The sequence below is a fragment of the Leclercia adecarboxylata genome, from assembly GCF_006171285.1.
Classification (GTDB): domain Bacteria; phylum Pseudomonadota; class Gammaproteobacteria; order Enterobacterales; family Enterobacteriaceae; genus Enterobacter; species Enterobacter barmai.
Genome location: NZ_CP040889.1, coordinates 2,578,247 through 2,602,668, shown reverse-complemented (window position 1 = coordinate 2,602,668; position 24,422 = coordinate 2,578,247). Strand labels below are relative to the sequence as shown.

Sequence of the window (24,422 nt, the reverse complement as noted above, 5' to 3'; positions counted from 1 at the left end):
GTCCGGTGCATCACTTTTCCACTGCACCCGGTCACAAATTCATCAAATCCATTGATTCACGGTTTACATCACCTTTCATTTGTTATGTGATCCCGTTACAGGTTTCGGTAGTTAGCTACCTCTCCCACCGTAACAGGATTTCATTGATGGAATTTTACCAGGCTGACCCAACGCTGGAGAACTACTGGCGCGGGGTGATTCTTTTTGGAAAGAACGTCGCATCCTACAAGTTCGCGCTTGCCCATGCTCTGTATGAGATCGATAAGTCGGGCAGCGACATCATCACCCTCGACGAACTCGCCGTGCCGTTCAGCCGCCATCTTTGCGAGCACCTGAAACACGCTCCAAAGCAGATCACCTCGAGCCGCAGCCAGTTTTTGGAAACCTGCGTGCAGTTTAATAACAATGAAATTTCTCATAACCAGCTGATTGAAACCACGGTACGGCGCGGCTTTGTCAACGTGATTGATGCCTTCCACAATGTGAATGGCGGCGAGATCGAAAAACGGTTTTTCATTGATGAGCGTAAAACCCATAACGGCATCCGCCTGACGGATAATTTCTTCCATCTGGGCGAGCGTCTGCAGTATCAGAACCTGGCTTTTGAAACCACTGCGCGCTGGAACATGGTTGAACAGGCCTGGGCGATGGGCGTTTCCCGCAACCTTGTTGGCGTTGAGTTCGATGTAGACAATCAGTTGCTGTTTAGCCGCGTGAATGCGCGTCGGGTTGATATCACCAGCTGTCGCGATAGTCTCAACGGCTACCAGAAAGGACGCTGCTTCTACTGTTTCAAACCCATCAGCCTGATACCGGGCGATCCTGAACTGGCTGATGTTGACCACTTCATTCCGTGGGCGGCACGCGATGAAGTCGCCAATATCAATGGTGTGTGGAATCTTGTGCTGGCCTGCAAATGCTGCAATCGCGGCGTTGAGGGCAAATCCGCTCGCCTGCCGGGAAGCAGACTGCTGGGACGGTTAAATGCGCGCAACGAGTATTTCATCCAGAGCAAACTTCCACTGCATGAAACCATTGTCCAGCAGACCGGAAAGCAGCCCGCCACGCGGAAAAACTTTCTTGAAAATAACTGGAACACTGCCAAAGTGAGGCTATTCCATACCTGGGAACCTAAAGCTGAAGGCGAGGCCACATTCTAATGACGCTTAAATACTATCAGGACAATGCGCAAACCTTCTTCGACGGGACAGTGAATGTCGATATGTCGTCGCTCTACGAGACCTTTACTCGCCATCTTGCACCTGGAGCTCGGGTACTGGATGCAGGGTGCGGTTCAGGACGCGATGCAAAGGCGTTCAAAGTGATGGGATATCAGGTCGAGGCTTTTGATGCATCCTCTGCGATGGTTGAACTGGCGCGGGAGCATACCGGGTTGCCTGTTCAGCTGATGACCTTTGCAGATGTGGACTGGAAGGAAGAGTTTGACGGGATTTGGTGCTGTGCGTCGTTGTTGCATGTTCCCTCGCTTGAGCTTCCCGTGGTAATGAAGAGGCTTGCGGATGCGCTGAAGCCGGGTGGGGTTTGGTATGTGTCGTTTAAGTATGGGGAGGGAGAGCGGGAGGTCGATGGAAGGAGGTTTACGGATATGGATGAGGGAAGGTTACGAGCGCTTTTGAACACTGTTGCGATGATAGACGTGATTTCACTCTGGGCCACTCAAGACAAACGCCCTTTGAGGGATGAGGTTTGGATTAATGGTGTGCTGAGAAAGGAGTAATGACATATTTACTCAGTGTCATCATTCCAAGAATCAGTATCTTCTGCATTTGCAAAAAACACTACGTAATTTTTGATAACTCATTAAATTTTAAATAGATTAATAAGTTATAAGCTTGTCTATTTCGTAATCGAAAGTTAAGATGTGAAAACTTTAAATCCTTTTAGTGTATAGGATAATAACGCCATTTTTACCGCAAAGCTGTGGATTAAAAATAATGAATAAATCCAATTTCGATTTCCTGAAAGGCGCAAACGACTTTATTTACGCCATCGCCTGCGCCGCTGAAAACAACTATCCGGATGATCCTAATACAACACTTGTAAAAATGCGTATGTTTGGCGAAGCGACGGCTAAACATCTGGGTCAGCTACTGGATATTCCCTCCTGCGAGAATCAACACGATCTCCTGCGCGAACTCGGTAAAATCGCCTTCGTTGATGACAGCATCCTTAATGAGATGGTCACTCCCTCCTTCCCGGTACTATGCTGAGGATAGGCTTTCATTCGGAGAACTATCATGGAAAACATTGCGCTCATTGGTATCGATCTGGGTAAAAACTCTTTCCATATTCATTGCCAAGATCGTCGCGGCAAGGCTGTTTACCGTAAAAAATTTACACGGCCAAAGTTAATCGAATTTTTGGCGACATGCCCCGCTACAACCATCGCAATGGAAGCCTGTGGTGGCTCTCACTTTATGGCACGCAAGTTGGAAGAGTTGGGGCATTTTCCTAAGCTGATATCACCACAATTTGTCCGTCCATTCGTTAAAAGTAACAAAAACGACTTTGTCGACGCCGAAGCTATTTGTGAAGCTGCATCGCGTCCGTCTATGCGTTTTGTACAGCCCAGAACTGAATCTCAGCAGGCAATGCGTGCGCTGCATCGTGTCCGTGAATCCTTGGTTCAGGATAAGGTAAAAACAACCAATCAGATGCATGCTTTTCTGCTGGAATTTGGCATCAGCGTTCCACGAGGAGCTGCCGTTATTAGCCGACTGAGTACCCTTCTTGAGGACAATAGTTTGCCTCTATACCTCAGCCAGTTATTGCTGAAATTACAACAGCATTATCACTATCTTGTTGAGCAGATTAAAGATTTGGAATCCCAGTTGAAACGAAAGTTGGACGAAGATGAGATTGGACAGCGCTTGCTGAGCATTCCCTGCGTCGGAACACTGACAGCGAGTACTATTTCAACTGAGATTGGCGACGGGAAGCAGTACGCCAGCAGTCGTGACTTTGCGGCGGCAACAGGGCTAGTGCCTCGACAGTACAGCACGGGAGGTCGGACGACATTGCTGGGAATTAGTAAGCGAGGTAACAAAAAGATCCGAACTTTGTTGGTTCAATGTGCCAGGGTATTCATACAAAAACTGGAACACCAGTCTGGCAAATTGGCCGATTGGGTCAGGGATCTACTGTGTAGGAAAAGCAACTTTGTCGTCACTTGTGCTCTGGCAAACAAGCTGGCCAGAATAGCCTGGGCCCTAACGGCACGACAGCAAACTTATGTAGCATAACGGCAGAAATACACCGGTTTAAAGAATCACTGATCTGGTTTTGCGAATACTGATATTGATGATACTAACGGCCCACCGGCCTGTTGAGGAACCTGTAAAACGGAAAGGCTCATTGAAGCCGTATATTTTCTGGAGGTTCATCAGGCGCGGAACTCATCGAGGCGCGGGAATAAAATCCCATTCAGACGCCGGATAGATTCAAGCAAGCCAATTTATCGTCAAAATCGGTGTTGCAAAAACGGGAGTGACCATAGATTCCGTTTTCCATAAGCTGCGCCGTATCGGTAATCAAGCCGTTCACGAATATCATAACGATCTTGACGATGCCCAGATGTGCCTACGTCTCGGTTTTCGTCTTGGCGTCTGGTACTACCGACTGGTGACCAAGGACTACGATTTCCCGGTTCCGGTCTTTGTTCTGCCTGAACATGGCGAGAATCTTTATCATGCAGAAGTCCTCATGCTCAAACAGCAACTGGAACAACAAGCCCAGGAAAAAGCGCATAGTCAGGCTGAACTGGAAGCTCAGCAACAGAGGCTAGTTGCGCTCAATGGCTATATTGCCATTCTAGAAGGCAAACAGCAGGAAACCGAGGCGCAAACCAAAGCTCGTGTTGCCGCGCTGGAAGCTCAACTTGCGGTAAAAGATGCAGAACTGGCGAAACAGACTGAACGTGAGCGCAAAGCATATCATAAAGAAATTACAGACCAGGCCGTTAAGCGCACCCTTAATCTCAGCGAGGAAGAAAGCCGCTTCCTGATTGATGCCCAACTGCGTAAAGCGGGCTGGCAGGCCGATAGTAAAACGTTACGTTTCTCCAAAGGCGAGCGTCCAGAACCGGGTGTAAATAAAGCCATTGCCGAATGGCCAACTGGCAAAGATGAAACCGGGAAGCAAGGTTTTGCGGATTATGTTCTGTTCGTGGGCCTTAAGCCTATCGCAGTGGTCGAAGCAAAACGTAAAAATATCGATATTCCCGGCAAACTCAACGAATCGTATCGCTACAGTAAATACTTCGATAACGCGTTCTTACGCGACACGCTGTTAGAACACTACTCTCCTGATGAAGTACATGAAGCGGTACCTGCTTACGAAATTAGCTGGCAGGACACCAGCGGCACACAGCGTTTTAAAATCCCCTTTTGCTACTCCACCAACGGGCGCGAATATCGCGCGGCGATGAAGACCAAAAGCGGTATCTGGTATCGCGACGTACGCCACGCGACCAACATGTCGAAAGCGCTGCCAGAATGGCATCGCCCTGAAGAGTTAGTCACCATGCTGGGTAGCGATCCTCAGCTTCAGAACCAATGGTTCACAGATAACCCTGATATGAGCGAGCTGGGCTTGCGCTATTATCAGGAAGATGCCGTCCGCGCGGTAGAGAACGCTATTGTTAACGGCCAGCAAGAAATCCTGCTGGCGATGGCGACCGGTACCGGTAAAACCCGTACCGCCATCGCCATGATGTTCCGCCTTATCCAGTCTCAGCGTTTCAAGCGCGTCCTGTTCCTGGTCGATCGCCGCTCACTTGGCGAGCAGGCGCTGGGTGCGTTTGAAGACACGCGAATTAATGGTGATACCTTTAATAGCATTTTCGATATCAAAGGCTTGACCGATAAATTCCCGGAAGACAGCACCAAAATTCATGTCGCCACGGTTCAGTCGCTGGTCAAACGCACGCTGCAATCCGATGAACCGATGCCGGTCGGCCGCTACGACTGTATTGTCGTCGACGAAGCACACCGCGGCTACATTCTCGATAAAGAGCAGACTGAAGGTGAGCTGCAGTTCCGCAGCCAGCTGGATTATGTTTCCGCTTACCGCCGCATTCTTGATCATTTTGATGCGGTGAAGATTGCGCTGACCGCCACGCCAGCCCTGCATACGGTGGATATTTTCGGCGAACCGGTTTATCGCTACACCTACCGTACGGCGGTTATCGACGGCTTCTTAATTGATCAAGATCCGCCGATTCAGATCGTGACCCGCAACGCGCAGGACGGAGTTTATCTTTCTGAAGGCGAGCAGGTGGAACGCCTGAACCCACAGGGCGAGCTGATCAACGACACGCTGGCCGACGATCAGGATTTTGAGGTCGCCGATTTTAACCGCGGCCTGGTGATCCCGGCGTTTAACCGTGCGGTATGCGGTGAGCTCACTAAATACCTAGATCCCACCGGACAGCAAAAAACGCTGGTGTTCTGCGTCACCAACGCCCATGCCGACATGGTGGTTGACGAGCTGCGCACCGCGTTTAAGAAAAAGTATCCGCAGCTTGAGCACGACGCTATTATCAAGATTACTGGCGATGCCGATAAAGACGCGAAGAAAGTGCAAAGCATGATCGTTCGCTTCAACAAAGAGCGGTTGCCCAATATTGTGGTCACCGTCGATCTGCTGACCACCGGTGTGGATATTCCGTCTATCTGCAATATTGTGTTCCTGCGCAAAGTCAAAAGCCGCATTCTCTACGAGCAGATGAAGGGCCGCGCCACGCGTCTGTGCCCGTCAGTAGGGAAAACCAGCTTTAAGATTTTCGACTGTGTCGATATCTACAGCTCGCTGGAAAGCGTCGATACCATGCGCCCGGTGGTTGTGCGTCCGCAGGTTGAGCTGCAAACGCTGGTCAATGAAATTACCGACTCAGAAACGTATAAAACCATCGAAGCGGATGGCCGCAGCTTTGCCGAACACAGCCATGAACAGCTGGTCGCCAAGCTGCAGCGGATCATCGGCCTCGCCACTTTTAACCGCGACCGTAGCGAAGCGGTAGATAAGCAGGTTCGCCGCCTAGACGAGCTGTGCCTGGATGCTGCGGGCGTCAACTTTGGCGGTCTGGCTTCGCGCCTGCGGGAAAAAGGGCCGCACTGGAGCGCCGAGATTTTCAATAAGCTTCCCGGCTTTATCGCCCGCCTCGAAAGGCTGAAAACCGATATCAACGCCCTGCGCGATGCGCCGATCTTCCTCGACATTGACGATGAGGTGGTGAGCGTCAAATCGCTGTACGGTGACTACGACACGCCGCAGGATTTCCTCGAAGCGTTCGATGCGCTGGTGCAGCGCGCCCCGAACGCCCAGCCCGCACTGCAGGCGGTAATCAATCGCCCGCGCGATCTTACCCGTAAGGGGCTGGTAGAATTGCAGGAGTGGTTTGACCGCCAGCATTTTGAAGAGTCCTCCCTGCGCAGCGCGTGGAAAGCGACGCGCAATCAGGATATCGCCGCTAGGTTGATCGGCCACATCCGCCGCGCGGCGGTGGGCGATGCGCTCAAACAGTTCGACGAGCGTGTCGACCACGCGCTGGCGCGCATCAAAGGCGAGAACGACTGGAGCGACGAACAGTTAAGCTGGCTCGACCGCTTAGCGCAGGCGCTGAAAGAGAAAGTGGTGCTCGACGACGAAGTTTTCAAAACCGGCAATTTCCACCGCCGCGGCGGTAAGCCAATGTTACAGCGCACCTTTGACGACAATCTCGACAGTGTGCTGGATAAGTTCAGCGATTACATCTGGGATGAGCTCGCCTGACGCGTTATCATCCCCGGCTATTTCTTCTTCTGCGGCCCCGATAAGGGCCGCTGTTTTACATGGGATCTTCAATGAACAATAACGATCTGGTCGCCAAACTGTGGAAACTGTGCGACAACCTGCGCGACGGCGGCGTCTCCTATCAAAACTACGTCAATGAACTCGCCTCGCTGCTGTTTTTGAAAATGTGTAAAGAGACCGGCCAGGAAGCGGACTACCTCCCGGAAGGCTACCGCTGGGATGATCTGAAATCGCGCATTGGTCAGGATCAGATGCAGTTCTACCGTAACCTGCTGGTTCAGCTTGGCGCAGACGACAAAAAGCTGGTGCAGGCGGTATTTCATAATGTCAGCACCACCATTGAACATCCAAAACAGCTGACTGAACTGGTCAGCTATATGGACTCGCTGGACTGGTATAACGGAAGTCACGGTAAGTCCCGCGACGACTTCGGCGATATGTACGAAGGGCTGCTGCAGAAGAACGCCAACGAAACAAAATCCGGCGCGGGCCAGTACTTCACCCCACGTCCGCTGATTAAAACCATTATCCATCTGCTGAAGCCGCAGCCACGCGAAGTGGTGCAGGATCCGGCCGCCGGAACCGCGGGCTTTTTGATTGAAGCCGACCGCTACGTAAAATCACAGACCAACGATCTCGATGACCTTGATGGCGATACTCAGGATTTTCAGATCCACCGCGCCTTTGTCGGCCTCGAACTGGTGCCCGGCACTCGTCGTCTGGCACTGATGAACTGCCTGCTGCACGATATTGAAGGTAACCTCGACCACGGCGGTGCCATCCGTCTGGGCAACACACTGGGCAGCGACGGCGAAAATCTGCCGAAAGCGCATATTGTCGCTACCAACCCACCTTTTGGCAGCGCCGCAGGCACCAACATTACCCGCACCTTCGTGCATCCGACCAGCAACAAACAGCTGTGCTTTATGCAGCATATTGTTGAAACTCTGCACCCCGGCGGCCGTGCGGCGGTGGTTGTGCCGGATAACGTCCTGTTTGAAGGCGGCAGAGGCACCGACATTCGTCGCGACCTGATGGACAAGTGCCATTTGCATACCATCCTGCGGCTGCCGACCGGCATCTTTTACGCCCAGGGCGTCAAAACCAACGTGCTGTTCTTTACCAAAGGCACGGTCGCTAATCCGCATCAGGATAAAAACTGCACCGATGACGTGTGGGTGTATGACCTGCGTACCAATATGCCGAGCTTCGGCAAACGTACGCCGTTTACCGAACTGCACCTGCAGCCGTTTGAAACCGTCTACGGTGAAGATCCGCACGGCTTAAGCCCGCGTACCGAGGGCGAGTGGAGCTTTAACGCCGAAGAGAGCGAAGTCGCCGACAGTGAAGAGAATAAAAACACTGACCAGCATCAGGCCACCAGCCGCTGGCGTAAGTTCAGTCGCGAATGGATCCGCACGGCAAAATCCGATTCGCTAGATATCTCCTGGCTGAAGGATAAGGACAGCATCGATGCCGATAATCTGCCGGAGCCGGACGTGCTGGCAGCAGAAGCGATGGGTGAGCTAGTGCAGGCGCTGGGTGAGCTGGATGCGCTGATGCGCGAGCTGGGTGCGGGCGATGAAGCGGATGCACAACGCCAGTTACTGAGTGAAGCGTTTGGTGAGGTGAAGGCATGAGTAAAAATTGGCAAAGATGCCAGTTGGGTGATGTTTTAAAACTCATCAATGGCCGAGCATATAAGAAAGAAGAGATGCTCACTGAAGGTGTGCCTATTCTCAGAATTCAAAATTTGAATGGAGGAAATAAATGGTTTTACTCTAACTTAGACCTAGCGGAAGATAAATATTGCTACAAAGATGATCTTCTTTATGCTTGGTCCGCTACATTTGGTCCATATTGGTCGAAGTGGGATCACAAACTAATTTACCATTACCATATCTGGAAAATTGAAACATCCTCAGTACTATATAAGCAATTTGCTTATTATGCATTGTGGAATATTACAGAAGCACTTAAGGCATCAGCTCATGGCGTAGCCATGCCGCATATAACTAAAGCAGGAATGGAGGCTTGGGAAATAGATCTCCCTCGGTAATCCTCCCGAAAAAGCAGTGTGTTCATAAGTAGAATTTTCTCGTAATCTCAACTGAGGAGATCTCTATGAAAAAATCACGTTTCACCGACAGCCAAATCATGACCATTCTGAAACAGGCTGAAGCCGGAACACCGGTCCCTGAGCTGTGCCGGGAACATGGCTTCAGCAGCGCCAGCTTCTATAAATGGCGGTCAAAGTTTGGCGGGATGGATGCCTCTCTGATGGCGCGTCTCAAAGAACTGGAAGATGAAAATCGGCGTCTTAAGAAAATGTATGCCGAAGAGCGACTTAAAGCTGAAGTTATTCAGGAAGCTATGTCAAAAAAGTGGTGAGGCCATCTCAACGCCGACAGATGGCCAGACACGCCGTCAGCACGCAGCAAATCAGTATCCGCCTGGCCTGCCAGATTTTTTCTGTCAGTGAAACGTGCTATCGATATCTGCCACGTCTTTCTGTAGAAAATCAGCGTATTGCTGGCTGGCTACTGCGCATTACAGGCAGCCAGCGGAACTGGGGTTTTGGTTTGTGCTTTTTGTACCTGCGTAATGTGAAAGGTTTTCGCTGGAACCATAAACGCGTTTATCGAATTTACTGCGAATTATCACTGAATATGCGGATCAAACCTAAAAAGAGGCTGAAGCGTGATAAGCCAGAGCCGCTTGCGGTGCCGGAATACAGCAACGAATGCTGGTCAATGGACTTCATGCATGATCAGCTTTCAGATGGCCGTTCAGTTCGGCTTTTGAACATTATTGATGACTTCAACCGGGAAGCCCTGGCAATAGAAGTGGACTTCTCGCTGCCGTCCAGTCGGGTAAAACGCACACTTGAGCAGATCATTGAATGGCGAGGTAAACCCGCCGCAATCAGATGTGACAACGGCCCGGAATACACGAGCCACGAATTAATAAACTGGGCGGAGGATAACGGAATAAAACTCAACTTTATTCAGCCGGGAAATCCGCAACAAAACGCTTATATTGAGCGCTATAACCGGACAGTGCGTTATGACTGGCTGGGGCAGTATTTATTTTGTTCGCTGGATGAATTACAACGCTACGCGACAGAATGGCAGTGGTTTTATAATCACGAAAGGCCGAATATGGCACTGGGTGGTTATACGCCAAGACAACATGAGCTGCGCACAGCCTAAGTTCTACTATTGACCTCTGCTAAAAATGGGGGGATTACCAGCCGATTTCATGGCATGCCCGAACGTGGAATGTTCCTAACCGCAGTAACCCGCGTCAAAAGCAGAAAACGACTTATTCGGCCACAACGTCCCCTTTTACACACGCCCCTTATTTCCATTATTGAAAGAGAAACCGATGAACAATTGCGCTGAAAATGAAGCGTTAAAGACGAACTCTGATGGTAACAATGTCATGCTTATTCGTAGAGTGTTGCAGCAGGCGACTGATCATTACCCACGACTGGCTGCGCTGGGGTTTACTCTACAGTATGCGAATTGCCACTCCTGCGACAACGAACAACAAAGTAATGCCCAGTTGCTACGTTTTCACGCTGAAGCCTATTGCAGAATTGGCGATTATTCAAAGATACGTATTGAAGCGGGTAAACCGTCTCAGCCTACGCTTCTTCGCTGGTTGTGGGAGGCTGAAAGTATTTCAACATGTCGGATGATGATGCTATTCAATCAGACTGTTTGCAGTCATCCCCGACATGACTCTTCTGCATCGGATGGAATTCAGGAAGTCATGTCGTTGCTGGTGGCTGCATGGCGTGAAGCAGAACCGGGCGGGGAATTAACGGAAATAAAAGCACATCGGGTAGAGAGAACGATGCCAACAGCTTTCGATAAACGTTATGCAGAGTTACGAGATGCAGCATTGCAAATAACCTCACCTGTTGCTTTTGCCAAGAGTTGTCCGACTATGTAATTGATATGCGTTCTTCGTTTCATGGCAACGTTCTCCTTCGATTAAGGCTAGCGTTGCATCGCCCCGTTGAACTCACAATGCGTGGTGGACAGTGGCAGGAGCGGATGATAACGTTACCAGCATGTCATCTTTCATCATCAGCCGTTCAGATAAGAACGCTTTTACAGTGCCATTTAGCCGGTTGAAAGCCAGAATTGATAACATGTTACCTCCCGTTACTACGGCCAGAACGAGTGTTATTTGCCCGCGAGCGAACTGGTTACCGTGATAATGTTGCATCTGCCCCCACGACCGCTTTTTGGTCTTTTCGGTAAAGCCATAGTCCAAAATCAGCGAGCCATCTAAAGACCTCCAAAAATCAGTAGATGAATATTTCGACATACTACTGAAACTGGGTTTTCCGATGATCGCATGGCTACAACTTGCTATAAATCAATACCTTATGATATTCCCCATAAGGGCAATGGGAGGAGAATTCCCAATATCTAAATAAAACCCCGCATATTAGCGGGGCTTATATATTAAGTAGCTACGGAGGTGTTTAACTAGTTATTAGTCAAATCACAGCAGTGTTTGTTTGTATGATGACGCATATTAGCCAAAATTTTTATACTTATAAATTGAAACCAAGTTGCCGCCCTGAGGAACTATCGGTCTGTTAATATCGAAGTTGTCACGTACAAATTCGGGCTTAATCATTGCATCTTCCAATACAGCTTCCCAAGAATAATCATCAAGCATACTGATAGCTTGTTGTATCATCCCTGGAGAGTCCCCAGTGATGCGATCGTCCCCTTTCTCTGTAGATACAAAACCTTTAGAGTTGAGATGAATAAACCCCGTCCTCATTTTTTCTGGGGTTATTAACCCTAACAAACAGGCGCGATATAGGGACATACGCAAGCTTATTTTCCAACGAACTTTGAAATCCTCCAGAGCGTTCCAATCCAAATGAGACCCTCGCATTTTGGGAAACTCATTGATAAATGAAACCCTTGGAATCATGAAAGCACTTGAAAAATGGTCAGCTTGGTTCTCGGTTACTTTATCGCCAGTAATTACCCCCTCATGCAGAACTAGGTGACCTAACTCATGCCCAATATCTGACCGGTAACGACAAATGCTCTTTTTTGCGTTGTTACGAATTATGATTGGACGAACGTTGTTAACGGTAAAAGCATCAATTCTGTCATCAACATCTGAAACATGAGCAATTACAATACCTATGCTTTCGACGAAATTAGACATTGAGTTAATCGGGCCTAAGCCCAACCCCCAATAACGTCGACACTCCTCAGCGATACGTTCAATATCAGAAGGTGACTGCAACGGCAATTCTGAGACATCTGGTAAATCTAGAACCGGAAACTCAACTTCAATCTCTAACCTGCGAATAAATTCATCCAGTATCTCCGCCCTAGCCATGACAGTATTCGCCAATGTCTGAGTTCTTGAGCGTTTACTGCGAAAATGACAATGCTCCCCATCCAGAGGATGGGGGCGAGGCGTAAAGAAAAATGAATCATATACGCCCAAAACATTAGCAAGTTGCGACAACATGGCATCCGCAGGCGGGTAGCCTCTTTCAAGTTTCGAAATAAATTGCTTGGTAACACCGAGGGCGTTAGCCACATCCTCTCCGGACATGCCCTTAGCTAACCTGGCTAATTTCACGCGGTCGCCCCGGTACTGAGTTAGAGAGTCAAAGAGTCCCATTTTTACCACTTTGGTCTTTGTCGTCTTTTATGCTTCTACGTTTGAGTTTAGTAGGAGGTATTTCATTAGGCGCTGGAAGCTGATTAATTTGATCTGAATTTATATCTTCAGATGCAGAAGATATAGGCGTAATTACTTTAGATATATGCTCATAAAGACTAACCTTGCGGCCCGTTTCATCTAAGCCAACCATAGTAATTATCCAAGTAGGAGGTGCATCTTTGTCCGTAACATCATCGATAAACCTTTCAGCATAAACGCGCCAAATTAAACTATTGCTGGTATCTTCCTCATCGAAAATGGATATCTGGCGCTGTTCTTTTTCATTACGAAGAAGGCGGTGGAGCTTTCTTGGACGATCCAGTCTATCAGTGACAAACTGCAATGGAACCTCATTAAGCGAAAAGACAAAATCCATAGAAGTACTGACAACCTTAACTCCAGGTAAACTAAGGTGATTTTGTTCGATATACTCTTTTACCCAACCATACGCACGGCAGCCTGTAATCCAATTTGAATCGAGCTTGTGCTTGTTGGCCCAAAGTTGCCCAAGTACATCAGCGATGTTCGACAGTAAGATATCAACAGATATTTGGTCTAAATTAGTATTGATAGCAAAGCAAGGCTTCAAATTTTTCGAATACGCTGACATAATCTTTTCGCCATATCGTGAATTAGTAAACCATATCTTTTCGTTTTTTTCTTGGTTTGTCAACTAGTCATTTTTGACTTGTCTACCGCGTAGAATCTTTCAGGATTAGCCTTAAAAGCTTTTCTCACAGGGAGATACAGCATCGACTAAGCAGGTCGCCTCGTCAGATTGCCTCATACAAATCTGCTCTCCTGCGACCGAAAGGTTTAAGTGCTTATAGCTATCTGAAATCTAGCAGCAACACCGACAGGCCTGAATGGATACTAACCAACGATTCAGCAAGCGCGCCCCCAAGACCAAATAGCCATTGCAGTCGGATAATTCAGACGCTTTTTTTGTAGGTAACCCTAGACGGACTAAGCACTGCGCTGGTACCGGAATGGCTAACGGCAGCCGAACTGCGCGAGAGAAAACTTTAACGGGCTCTTCTAAACTGGTAGAGAAATCAGAAAGGTGGAGCCTACATCATTGTGCCACCGGGCAGGCTGATTCCGACGAAAACGCGCATTTTTTAGAGCATATTACCAGCCATATGCGGAAACAATAGATATCTAACATCCTGAAAAAGAATGCTTATCAATACGCACCCACTAACCTATAAAAATATTTTCCGACAGTTTACCTTAGCTCGGTAAGTGCCGTGTCCTTGCTCAGATGACGGCCTCTTACTCTCTCGGTTAATATCCGCTTTTCGCCGTGAGTTCATTTGATGGATGCATCACACTTATTAAAACGTTCTGTGGGGGCTGGTCAGCTCAATAAGGCAACATACAGTGCCGTCGTGACAATAACTTGTAAAGTAGTATGAGTTCTTCTTCTGTCACACTTTTGATGCAATCTACTTTTATAGAACGCACCAACAATAGTTATTTACAATAGATCATGTATGCATGTACAGGGTTTGTTTTTGTGATATCATGTCACTAATTTAACCCAGAAGATGAATAAAATGAAAGAATTGCAGCCAATCGTCAAACAGTTGATGGAAGAATCTCAGCAAGCCTCCCAAGCACGTATGGCAGAAGATTTCGCGCTTCTCAAGCAAGTTCTTGAAATCTATGATCAAAAAACTGTCGCAGAATGCTTACGCTCTGTCAGCGGTAATGATTGGACAAGGGAATCCATTAATCGATGGATAAATGGGAAAGTGGCTCCCAAGCAGCTCATTGAAGTTGAAATAAAAATGCTACGTAACCTGCTACCTCAGCCGCCCTCTTGTCATCCTAATTACCAATTTCGCTTTATTGATCTATTCGCTGGAATTGGAGGTATTCGTAGCGGATTTGAATCTATAGGAGGACAGTGTGTGTTTACCAGTGAATGGAATGAGCAAGCGGTCAGGACATACAAAGCGAACTGGTATAGTGACCCTCAGGAGCATATTTTCAACTCCGATATCCGCGAAATTACGCTGAGTGACAAGAGTGACGTTCCAGAACAAGAAGCTTATGAGAATATTGATAAAAATATTCCTCAGCATGATGTGCTGCTTGCGGGGTTCCCTTGCCAACCATTTAGTCTCGCAGGCGTTAGTAAAAAAAATTCTTTAGGAAGGGCTCACGGATTCGAATGTGAGACTCAAGGTACGCTATTCTTCGATGTAGCTCGAATAATAGCAGTTAAAAAACCATCAATCTTCGTCCTTGAAAATGTAAAAAATCTAAAAAGCCATGATAAAGGTAAGACTTTTAAAGTGATTCAAGAAACATTAGATGAACTGGGCTACGATATAGCCGATGTAGATTGTACCGGCTCTGCAGACCCTAAAATAATTGATGGTAAACATTTTCTTCCTCAACATCGTGAGCGAATTGTTCTAGTTGGTTTTCGTAGAGATCTTGAATTAGCTGAGAATTTCACTCTACAAAATATAAAAAGCTTCTATCCTCAAAATAGGCCAATGTTTAAGGAACTGCTTGATGATGATGTTGATAATAAGTACGTCCTGACAGTTAAACTCTGGGAATACCTTTATAATTACGCTAAAAAACATCAAGCGAAAGGAAATGGCTTTGGTTTCGGTTTGGTATCTCCAGAAGATGAACAGGCCGTAGCTAGAACGCTTTCTGCCCGATATCATAAAGATGGTTCAGAAATCCTCATTGATAGAGGATGGAATAAAGCTATAGGTGAACAAAACTTTCATGATGAAGATAACCTTGTTAAGAGACCACGCCGTTTAACACCACGCGAATGTGCTCGGTTAATGGGATTTGAAAAACCAGGTGAGTGCAAATTTCGTATCCCAGTATCTGATACACAAGCCTATCGCCAGTTTGGTAATTCAGTCGTAGTCCCTGTCTTTGAGGCTGTAGCTAAGTTACTTGAACCCTACATTCTAAAAGCGGTCAACAAAACCGATAAAGATCTAAAAAAAGCAGGATAACATGCAATGTGCCTGCAAAATGCAGGCACATTGCATTTCATTTTTTTTTCTAAAAGGTTAGATTAGTATTTCTTCTGTTAGAGGATAAATCCTTATGGATCACAGGCTAAGAGATATTTTTCGAGTCGCTGCAGGCAAGCATTTAAGTGCTGTGGATGCTGATCTTTCTCGATCTCATCAACATGAGATAGGAGGGCTTGTAAAAGTCGGTTTTGGTGAGGTGCTCGGCAGGCCAGGGAAAGAAGAAGCATTTAGATTTGCCTGTAAGATGGTTTACATCACTGATGAAATGGAAGAACCACTGATAGAAGACGATCATGTCACTTGGTATGATTCTCGACGTAAATCCCCCCACCGTTCTCCTGAATACAGGCTTTACTATCATGACAATTCTGTCACTGAACTAATACAAGAAGGGGACTTTTTCCTAATCGCTCAGCAAACAAATGGTAATTTCTTGATGTGTTTTGCCCCTGCTGACACAAGCATAGAAGCTCAGCTAAGGAATCTATTCGGACTTACTAACCAGCTTGAAGAAAAATTTCAATCTTCTAAAATTAGCGACAAGCAACTTCTTCTTCCAGTACAGCTTTTACTGGAGCAGGTAGGTATAAACTTTGAACTAGAACATGAAGAAAATGAAGTTTTACTAGGAACTTTACTTGAGCTCTTTCCACAAGGTTTACCTAAATCACATGAATTTTCAGAACTGGCGAGGAGTCGTCGACCAGCAAGTCCATTAGCCCACCCCGATGAAGCATTAATGACCTGGTTAGCAGAAGAAGAACTTCTATTTAGGACTTATGAGCGGTATCTTGTTCGCAATCGATTACTCCAAGGATTTGGGCATGATGGGGGTGATGTTGATGCGTTCGTCGATTTCTCTTTAAGCGTTCAAAATCGAAGAAAATCACGAGTTGGTTTTGCCTTCGAAAACCATTTAAGCCATTTATTCAAATTACACGGCTTAACGTTTGAAAAAGGTTCATCAAAAAATACAACTGAAAACAAGTCAAAACCTGATTTCCTTTTTCCATCATTTAAGGCATACCATGATATATCTTATCCTCCTGAGAAACTTATTTTACTTGGTGCAAAGACAACATGTAAAGATAGATGGAGGCAAGTTTTAGCTGAAGGCGATCGAGTGCCCAACAAGCATCTTGTAACAATACAGCCAGGCATAAGTCACTCACAATTATCAGAAATGAAGAGTAAATCTCTTCAACTCGTTGTTCCATATCAATTATGGGAGTCCTACCCTGAGAGCGTAAGGGTTGAACTAATTAGTTTAAAGCAATTCATAGCTTTAGTTTTAGCCAAAAATTAAGTACAGAATTGACTTAACAAAGTAAAGACCATTACAAACAAACTGCACTGGAGGCATAATGTTAAACTTTGATAAAATAGGTGTTGGCAATGTAGTAAACACATCATATTCACCACGTGAGATATTTCAAGCATTACCTAAAAAGGATAATGCAAACTTTCAATACCCAAGAGATGTTCAATCGGAAGTATGGACTAAATGGCAGGACAGCAGGGATTCAACGAATACTATTATAAAAATGAATACAGGAGGTGGGAAAACAGTTGTTGGCCTAATAATCCTAAAAAGTTGCTTAAATGAAAAAAAAGGGCCTGCTGTCTATTTAGTTCCAGACAATTATCTAGTTCAACAAGTTATTAATGAAGCAAATAAGCTAGGAATATCAGTTACAACCGATGAGACATCTGTAGGTTTTTTAGCCGGAAATGATATTTTAGTAGCGAACATTTATAAGTTAGTAAATGGAAAAAGCAGGTTCGGAGTTGGTAGCGAAGGAATTAAGATCCCAATTGGTAGCATTATTATTGATGATGCGCATGCTTGCCTCAACACTGTTGAATCTCAATTTACAGCCCGCATAATTAAAAGAGAGAAAGGTGATTTATATCATCAACTACTATCTATTTTCTCACATGACATGGCAAATCAAAATTATGTAAAATATAGTGAGATACTAAATGATGATTATGCTGCACTGCAGGAAATTTCATTTTGGGCTTGGCAACAAAAAATAGAGGAAGTCACCCAGTTATTAGTCCAGCATAATAAATGCGAAGACCTTTTATTTTCATTACCCCTCATAAAAGAAAAACTTAGCCTTTGCAAATGTGTAATTAGTGCTAAAAGTATAGAAATCACTCCTCATATTGTACCTATTGATATTTTTCCTTCTCTAGAGAATGCCTACCGAAAAATATATATGACAGCAACACTCGCAGACGATAGTATCTTATCAACACATTTCGGAGTGCAGCCTAATGAGGTAAAAAATTGTATAACTCCAGAAAGAGCAGGTGATATTGGTGAACGCCTAATCATCTTACCTCAAGTCCTCAACCCTAAAATATATGATAAAGATATTAAAGAAATATGTCAGAAAATTTCATCAAGGCATAATGTTGTCGTTATTTGCCCTTCTGAATATAGAGCAAAAGAGTGGGCTGATATTTCACACCAAACACTGAAAGGAGAAAATTTAAATGATGGAATCCATAAACTAAAAACTAGTCATGTTGGCTTAACCGTTTTAATAAATCGCTATGATGGAATTGATTTACCTAAAGATGCTTGCCGTTTACTTGTCGTCGATGGGTTACCTAATGACGGAAATAACATTGAAAAAATTAAAAATGGTATATTGTTAGGAAGCAAAGAAGGAAGTATTAGAACCATTCAGCGGATTGAGCAGGGTATGGGGAGAGGGGTTAGATCTAATGATGACTATTGTGTTGTGATGTTGTTAGGACCGCAACTAGCTAATTTATTATATGTTAATGATGCTAAAAATTATTTTTCACCTGCCACTAAATCTCAAATTGAATTATCTGAACAAATTGCACAGCAATTAACATCTCCTAGTCCAGATGAAATAATCCAAGTTATGGATTATTGTTTATCACGTAATGAACAATGGATGGCAGCAAGTAAAGGTGTCCTATCTAAATTAACATACCAACAGCCACTAAACGAAAATAACTTTAATAACATGCTGTTTAAGGCTTTTTCCTTAGCTAGCAGAAATAGTTACCCAGCCGCATGCAGAATAATTGAAGACTATTGTAACTCTTGTTCAGATAAAAAGCTAAAGGGATATGCTAAACAAATACTAGCTGAATATACTAATTTTTACGACCCAAGCGAATCACAAAAAATATTAAAGTCGGCTAATGAATTAAATCAAAGACTTCTAAAACCTATTCAAGGTATACAATTCAATAAAATCGATCAAGAATTACAAGTTCAAGCGTTGAAACTAAATAATTACGTACAAGAACGATATAATTCAAGCAACAACCTTCTCATTCATTTAAATTCTATATTAGATGATCTTCAATTCAAACCTAGCTCATCTAATCGATTTGAAGCTGCTATTTATGAGATTGGAAAGCTAATCGGTTATGAAAGTGAAAGACCTGAAGAGAAATACAAGGAAGGCCCCGATAACCTTTGGGCAATTAATAAAGGAGAGTATCTGGTTATTGAATGTAAAAATGAAGCTACTAATGAAACCATTTCAAAGTATTATTGCAATCAACTTAATGGCTCAGGAATTTGGTTTAAAAATAATTATGATCATTTTAGCAAAATGACTCCAATATTAATCCATCCATCCATAAATATCGAGTCAGCCGCATCTTTGGAACCAAACTCTAGAATCATGGACGCTGAAAAACTGAGCTATTTTAAAAGCAATATCCAATCTTTCTTTAATGCTCTTGTAGCCAATAGCGAACTCGGTAATATTGATGCAATAAGACAAAAACTGGCTTTCTTTAAATTGCAATCAACGGATCTTGTTGAACAATATACAAAACCATTCAATCAAAGATAGTAATACCCTCCCTCCTATTGTTTGGGAGGGAGGGGTATTAAACTACATGAAGAAGCCTTGAGATACTAATTAAGGATTTAACCGCATTTCTAGAAATTTCTTGTCGTAATATTACAAAACTTTTTCTTTATTAAATAACACTTGTATCTTAACGATTGAAACAAATCAATATCCTACTTTTCAAAACTAAATGGGCTAACTTCCTTTGTTCGGTTTGCATCTAAATAATCAGCCCACCATTGCAACATCAATCTTCGCTCATCTAAGTGCTCCGCCTTATGAATGTAAGCAGCCCGCACTGAGTTACGTTCCATATGGCTCATCTGCCGTTCAACTGCATCTCTCGACCAAAGCCCTGACTCAATCAGCGAGCTACAGGCCATTGTCCTGAATCCATGCCCACAAACCTCTACCTTAGTGTCATATCCCATAACGCGCAGTGCCTTATTGACCGTATTTTCACTCATGGGCTTACGAGGGTTATGATCGCCAACAAAAACAAAATCACGATTTCCACTGAGCTTATGAACCTGTTTGAGGATGTCCAGTGCTTGCCGAGATAACGGCACAAGATGAGGTGTGCGCATTTTAGACCCTCGTTGTGAATGCTTCACTCCTTCGATAGCTTCTCGTTCTGCCGGTATAGTCCACATTGCCGTTTCAAAATCGATTTCAGACCAACGCGCAAAGCGCAATTCACTGGAACGAATAAAGATCAACAAGGTGAGCTCAACGGCCAAGCGGGTCATAGCTCGTCCCGTGTAACCGTCAATTCGGTGGAGCAGTTCAGGTAGGCGTTTCAGCTCAAGTGCAGGGCGATGGACACGGTTACTAGAAACAACTGCTCCAGCCATCTCTTGGGCCGGGTTGTAATCAATCAAGCCACTTTGAACTGCATACCGCATGATGGCAGTTGTCCGTTGCTGAAGACGAGAAGCAACTTCAAAACGGCCTGTAGTTTCTACAACTTTAATAGGAGCAAGCAGATCGCGGGTTCTCAGCTTCTCAATACTACATTTGCCAATTGCATGGAACAGATTATCTTCAAGACTTTTAAGCACCCGTCGACTGTGTTCCTCTGACCATTTCTTGTTAGTTGCATGCCACTCTCTGGCAACTGACTCAAAGGTAATGGCTTCTTTCGCCTGCTCTTCTTTCACCGCACGTTTGTGTTGACGGGGATCGATGCCTGCAGCAACAAGCTTTCTGGCCTCTTCCCTCTTTTGGCGAGCATCAGCTAATGACGTTTCAGGATAAACCCCAAACGCCATCAGATGCTGCTTTCCACCAAAGCGAAAGCGGAACCGCCAGTATTTTGAGCCGTTAGGGTGAATAAGCAAAAACATGCCATCCCCATCGACAAGGGTGTACTCCTTTTCCTGCGGTTTCGCAGAACGCACTTTGATATCTGTCAGAGCCATAAAAGTTATCCTTCCATGTACTGATGTGAGTATACAACCATTATCGAACCAGCATATATACTCGGTTCTATACTCACAAGCGACTTGATGTGGGTTGACTCAGATTGACTTCTGTTGAAAGGAAAATCGCGGAAAGCCTTGTGTGGCGCGGATTTCAGGCACAAAAAAAGACGTCCGTTGACGTCTATTGATGTTCCGATGGTGCCGAAGGCCGGACTCGAACCGGCACGTATTTCTACGGTTGATTTTGAATCAACTGCGTCTACCGATTTCGCCACTTCGGCACTGAAGGGGATGCGGAAACGTTGTGGATTATACCTGTCGCACGCCGCCATGCAAGCGGCGACGTACGGTTGTTTCGCTAAGTGTCCAAAAAACCAGCGTAACCTATCTTGCCCTTACAGGTCCGACACCGCATAGCGTATCAGCCCGGCGGCGTTCGGTTCCGGCAGGGCCAGCACGTTGTTCCACAGATCCTGCACCAGGTCGCAGCTCTGCTTCTCTTTGCCCTGCCCTTTTTGCGGGGCCTGCAGCAGCTCGATATCGTCGCCGTACTTCGTCGTCAGCTTCTGGACAATCGGTACCACATCCGTCTCGGCCTGTTTAATCTCCTGCGGCGTCACCGTGTGTTTATGCGGCCCAACGGCGGCGCGCATCATGTCGACGTCGGCCTGCATGCGGCGTTGCATCAGATCCTTATCCAGCAGACGCATCGGGTTGACGCCGCCCTTCACCTCCGGGTAGAGGAAGCGGAAGCAGCTGTCATCGCTCACCTTCTGCATGGCGGCGGTCTGCTCCATGTTGAGCTTCATATACGCCACCACGTTGGCGTCCGGAGCGGTTTGCAGGCGCGCCATCTGCAGCTTCAGAATCTTTGGCTGCAGGGTGTCGATAATCTGCTGCTCATTTTTACCCGCTTTCTGTAGAGCCAGCATCTCGTCCTGCACCTGTTTGCGGAAGGCCGGCTCCTGCTCCTTGATCACCTGCCACACCGGCATGCTGCTGAGCGCGGTATCCAGCTGCTGTTCGGTGCTGGGCGCGTTGTCGCGATAAAACCAACCTGCTGCCACCATACCCACCACGACGGCGATGGCGATACGTAAACCCTTTTTCATCATTCCCTGCCTTTTGTTATTAAACCGGCACCCCGCTGTGGAAGCGGAACTCGGTATCGGGCGATAAGATAAGTTCCGCCTCCACCTCGCCAAACAGCTTCACGCGTGGGGTGATGTCGTCATCGCTGACCTGCTGCGCCAGACGCAAATAGTCCTGATAGTGCCGCGCCTCGGAGCGCAGCAGCGACAGATAAAACTTCTGCAGATCCTCGTCGAGGAACGGCGCCAGCGCGGCGAAGCGTTCACAGGAGCGCGCTTCGATATAGGCGCCGCAAATCAGCTTGTCGATTAGCGTCAGCGGCTCGTGGGTGCGCACGGCTTTCAGCATCCCTTTAGCGTAGCGGCTGGCGGTGATTTTGATGTAGGGAATGTTACGCATCAGCATCGCCTCCCGCACCTGCCAGAAATGGTGCAGCTCCTCTTTAATCAACAGCACCATGCTGTCGATGAGCGCCTGGCCCCAGGGATCGTCGGTCTTGGGCATCACGCTTTTGCCAATCTGCTTGTGCAGGGCGACAAAATCCGGTTCCGGACCTTCGCGGAAGGTAAAAGCTTCGTAGGGTCTGAGCCACTCGAGCAGTGCGTCGGCTCCGCTCTCATCGGCGACGTATTTTCGCACTAATAGCAGCGCGGTCTGGGCGGCTTTGAGCTCGCACACCATGTGGTCGGTGAGCAGCAGCGGCAGGTTCGCCGGGTCGCGGGCTTTATCAATCCACGCTGGCGGGGTCGGACACTGGAGGAAGTTTAAAACAGGGGCGAGTATCTGCGGGTAATCCATTTTCTGCCTTAAGATAGCGGCAGCCGAAGCTGCCGCAAATAACACTTAGTGACGCACGCCGTCGTCATCTTCGTCGATGAAATCTTCGTCGTCTTCCTCGTCACCCTCTTCGCCGTTCGGATCTTCGAAGTAGGTGCCCCAGCCGTCGTATTCCACTTCAAAACGTTCGGCCAGGTCCATCAGCTGTTCAACCTGGGCGTCGATCAGCTCTGCCTTCAGCGCGCCTTCGCTCAGGATATCGCAGCAGATGACGGTATCGCCCTCTTCCACTTCCAGCTCTTCCGGCTCCGTCACTTCGTAACCCAGGCGGAACGCTTCAACCGCCAGCTTTTCCAGCGCTTCGAAATCATCCGCAGAGAAATGATGCTCGATGGTGTACAGCGCATCCGGATCGCTGCCGTCTTCCAGCAGTTCTTCAATAATCAGTCGCGTCTCTTCGCGCTGTTCTTCCAGCAGTTCTGGGTTTGCCATGGCTCGTTCCTCTTTAAAGTGCGGCAGATACTTCTATTTTCACACACGGATGTGTTTGCCTCCACCTTTGTAAGAAAGATTTGTGAAACGGGGTTGCAAGTGAATATTAATACTTATAAAGTGAATTTTAATTCAATAAGTGGCCTTTGCCATGTGAGGATAAAATGTCTGAACTGTATAAAAAACACTTCCTGAAATTGCTCGATTTTACCCCTGCACAACTCACGTCTCTTCTTGCGCTGGCGGCACAGCTGAAGTCCGATAAGAAAAAAGGCACTGAAGTACAGAAACTTACTGGCAAAAACATCGCGCTCATCTTCGAAAAAGACTCGACCCGTACCCGATGCTCTTTCGAAGTTGCCGCATTTGACCAGGGCGCACGCGTCACTTATCTCGGGCCGAGCGGCAGCCAGATTGGGCATAAAGAATCAATTAAAGATACCGCTCGCGTGCTGGGCCGGATGTACGACGGCATTCAGTATCGCGGTCATGGTCAGGAAGTGGTCGAAACCCTGGCGGAATTTGCCGGTGTGCCGGTGTGGAACGGGCTGACCAACGAGTTCCATCCGACCCAGCTGCTGGCGGACCTGCTCACCATGCAGGAGCATCTGCCGGGCAAGGCGTTTAACGAGATGGTGCTGGTCTATACCGGCGATGCGCGTAACAACATGGGTAACTCGATGCTGGAAGCGGCGGCGCTCACCGGGCTGGATCTGCGTCTGGTTGCGCCACAAGCCTGCTGGCCGGAAGCGAGCCTGGTAGCAGAGTGCAGCGCGCTGGCAGAAAAGAACGGCGGCAAAATCACCCTGACGGAAGACGTGGCGGCAGGTGTGAAGGGCGCGGACTTTATCTACACCGACGTGTGGGTGTCGATGGGCGAGCCCAAAGAGAAGTGGGCTGAACGTATCGCCCTGCTGCGTGGCTATCAGGTGAATGCCCAAATGATGGCGCTCACCGGCAACCCGGACGTCAAGTTCCTGCACTGTCTGCCAGCGTTCCACGACGATCAGACGACGCTCGGCAAGCAGATGGCGAAAGAGTTCGATCTGCACGGCGGGATGGAAGTGACGGACGAGGTATTTGAATCTGCGGCAAGCGTGGTATTTGATCAGGCTGAAAACCGCATGCACACCATTAAGGCAGTGATGGTAGCGACGCTTGGGGGTTAAGTCCTCTGCGGTCTGGTGCCCTCACCCTGACCCTCTCCCACAGGGAGAGGGAATAAACAC

General features: G+C 47.0%; 19 protein-coding genes, 1 tRNA gene and 2 pseudogenes. 14 read left to right on the top strand and 8 right to left on the bottom strand.

From position 1 onward, the window contains the following. Window positions 1-146: 146 nt before the first annotated feature. The 9 genes and pseudogenes from FHN83_RS14215 (at window position 147) to FHN83_RS14180 (ending at window position 10,773) form a co-directional block, all read left to right on the top strand. Window positions 147-1,160, top strand: a complete 1,014-nt coding sequence (locus FHN83_RS14215; protein WP_139564107.1) for an HNH endonuclease domain-containing protein — start codon at window positions 147-149, stop codon at window positions 1,158-1,160. Further along, window positions 1,160-1,738: a class I SAM-dependent methyltransferase gene (locus FHN83_RS14210; protein WP_139564105.1), complete on the top strand. Its 579-nt coding sequence runs from the start codon at window positions 1,160-1,162 to the stop codon at window positions 1,736-1,738. Before FHN83_RS14215 ends, FHN83_RS14210 begins: the two co-directional genes overlap by 1 nt. A 217-nt stretch (window positions 1,739-1,955) precedes the next feature. Further along, window positions 1,956-2,195: pseudogene (locus tag FHN83_RS28225) on the top strand (hypothetical protein); the annotation flags it as partial. A gap of 63 nt (window positions 2,196-2,258) precedes the next feature. Further along, on the top strand, window positions 2,259-3,263 hold the full coding sequence (locus tag FHN83_RS14205) for an IS110-like element IS4321 family transposase (RefSeq protein ID WP_000427620.1): 1,005 nt from the start codon (window positions 2,259-2,261) through the stop codon (window positions 3,261-3,263). A 256-nt stretch (window positions 3,264-3,519) separates the two neighbouring features. Further along, window positions 3,520-6,792 (top strand): annotated as a pseudogene (gene hsdR / locus FHN83_RS14200) (type I restriction-modification system endonuclease); the annotation flags it as partial. A 71-nt stretch (window positions 6,793-6,863) separates the two neighbouring features. After that, entirely contained in the window at window positions 6,864-8,453 is a 1,590-nt protein-coding gene (gene hsdM / locus FHN83_RS14195; RefSeq protein ID WP_139564103.1) for a type I restriction-modification system methyltransferase, read from the top strand. Next, the gene (locus tag FHN83_RS14190) at window positions 8,450-8,872 is read left to right on the top strand and encodes a restriction endonuclease subunit S (protein ID WP_255296382.1); all 423 of its coding nucleotides are present in this window, start codon (window positions 8,450-8,452) and stop codon (window positions 8,870-8,872) included. Before hsdM ends, FHN83_RS14190 begins: the two co-directional genes overlap by 4 nt. 65 nt (window positions 8,873-8,937) lie before the next feature. After that, a protein-coding gene (locus FHN83_RS14185; protein ID WP_088569307.1) for an IS3 family transposase occupies window positions 8,938-10,025 on the top strand; the annotation gives its coding sequence in 2 pieces (ribosomal slippage) (window positions 8,938-9,190 and window positions 9,190-10,025; 1,089 coding nt in all). Between the two features lie 175 nt (window positions 10,026-10,200). Further along, entirely contained in the window at window positions 10,201-10,773 is a 573-nt protein-coding gene (locus FHN83_RS14180) for an inovirus-type Gp2 protein (RefSeq protein WP_139564101.1), read from the top strand. A 72-nt stretch (window positions 10,774-10,845) separates the two neighbouring features. Here the strand turns inward: FHN83_RS14180 and FHN83_RS14175 are convergent, their stop codons facing one another. The 3 genes from FHN83_RS14175 to FHN83_RS14165 form a co-directional block, all read right to left on the bottom strand. Then, a complete protein-coding gene (locus FHN83_RS14175; protein ID WP_139564099.1) occupies window positions 10,846-11,154 on the bottom strand; it encodes a hypothetical protein in 309 nt (102 codons plus the stop codon). Between the two features lie 213 nt (window positions 11,155-11,367). Continuing rightward, on the bottom strand, window positions 11,368-12,489 hold the full coding sequence (locus FHN83_RS14170; RefSeq protein WP_139564097.1) for a helix-turn-helix domain-containing protein: 1,122 nt from the start codon (window positions 12,487-12,489) through the stop codon (window positions 11,368-11,370). Then, window positions 12,476-13,141 (bottom strand): hypothetical protein, encoded by a 666-nt coding sequence (locus FHN83_RS14165; RefSeq protein WP_139564095.1) that lies wholly within the window; start codon window positions 13,139-13,141, stop codon window positions 12,476-12,478. Before FHN83_RS14165 ends, FHN83_RS14170 begins: the two co-directional genes overlap by 14 nt. A 949-nt stretch (window positions 13,142-14,090) precedes the next feature. Here FHN83_RS14165 and FHN83_RS14160 point away from each other — a divergent pair. From FHN83_RS14160 to FHN83_RS14150, 3 genes are all read left to right on the top strand, one after another. Continuing rightward, a complete protein-coding gene (locus FHN83_RS14160) occupies window positions 14,091-15,527 on the top strand; it encodes a DNA cytosine methyltransferase (protein ID WP_139564093.1) in 1,437 nt (478 codons plus the stop codon). A 94-nt stretch (window positions 15,528-15,621) separates the two neighbouring features. Then, on the top strand, window positions 15,622-16,857 hold the full coding sequence (locus FHN83_RS14155; RefSeq protein ID WP_139564091.1) for a type II restriction endonuclease: 1,236 nt from the start codon (window positions 15,622-15,624) through the stop codon (window positions 16,855-16,857). Window positions 16,858-16,915: 58 nt separating this feature from the next. Further along, window positions 16,916-19,408: a DEAD/DEAH box helicase gene (locus FHN83_RS14150; RefSeq protein ID WP_139564089.1), complete on the top strand. Its 2,493-nt coding sequence runs from the start codon at window positions 16,916-16,918 to the stop codon at window positions 19,406-19,408. A gap of 173 nt (window positions 19,409-19,581) precedes the next feature. Here FHN83_RS14150 and FHN83_RS14145 read toward each other — a convergent pair whose 3' ends face one another. The 5 genes from FHN83_RS14145 to rraB all read right to left on the bottom strand — a co-directional run bounded on the left by FHN83_RS14145 (window position 19,582) and on the right by rraB (window position 23,193). Continuing rightward, window positions 19,582-20,829 carry a tyrosine-type recombinase/integrase gene (locus FHN83_RS14145; protein WP_139564087.1) on the bottom strand — a complete coding sequence of 416 codons (1,248 nt, stop codon included), beginning with the start codon at window positions 20,827-20,829 and terminating at the stop codon, window positions 19,582-19,584. 199 nt (window positions 20,830-21,028) lie between these two features. Then, window positions 21,029-21,113: transfer RNA gene (locus tag FHN83_RS14140), tRNA-Leu, on the bottom strand. A gap of 114 nt (window positions 21,114-21,227) precedes the next feature. Continuing rightward, window positions 21,228-21,947 (bottom strand): topoisomerase II, encoded by a 720-nt coding sequence (locus tag FHN83_RS14135; protein WP_139564085.1) that lies wholly within the window; start codon window positions 21,945-21,947, stop codon window positions 21,228-21,230. A gap of 16 nt (window positions 21,948-21,963) precedes the next feature. Further along, complete coding sequence (gene miaE, locus FHN83_RS14130) at window positions 21,964-22,722, bottom strand: tRNA isopentenyl-2-thiomethyl-A-37 hydroxylase MiaE (RefSeq protein ID WP_139564084.1); 759 nt, start codon at window positions 22,720-22,722, stop codon at window positions 21,964-21,966. A 45-nt stretch (window positions 22,723-22,767) separates the two neighbouring features. Continuing rightward, on the bottom strand, window positions 22,768-23,193 hold the full coding sequence (gene rraB, locus FHN83_RS14125) for a ribonuclease E inhibitor RraB (protein ID WP_139564083.1): 426 nt from the start codon (window positions 23,191-23,193) through the stop codon (window positions 22,768-22,770). Here rraB and argL point away from each other — a divergent pair. Continuing rightward, window positions 23,083-23,388 carry a putative translational regulatory protein ArgL gene (gene argL, locus FHN83_RS28985; RefSeq protein ID WP_405023070.1) on the top strand — a complete coding sequence of 102 codons (306 nt, stop codon included), beginning with the start codon at window positions 23,083-23,085 and terminating at the stop codon, window positions 23,386-23,388. The two genes, rraB and argL, sit on opposite strands and share 111 nt — an antisense overlap. Next, window positions 23,358-24,362, top strand: coding sequence for an ornithine carbamoyltransferase (gene argF, locus FHN83_RS14120; protein ID WP_139564082.1), 1,005 nt, complete (start codon window positions 23,358-23,360; stop codon window positions 24,360-24,362). The genes argL and argF overlap by 31 nt, the downstream gene beginning before the upstream one ends. The last annotated feature ends 60 nt before the right edge of the window (window positions 24,363-24,422 follow it).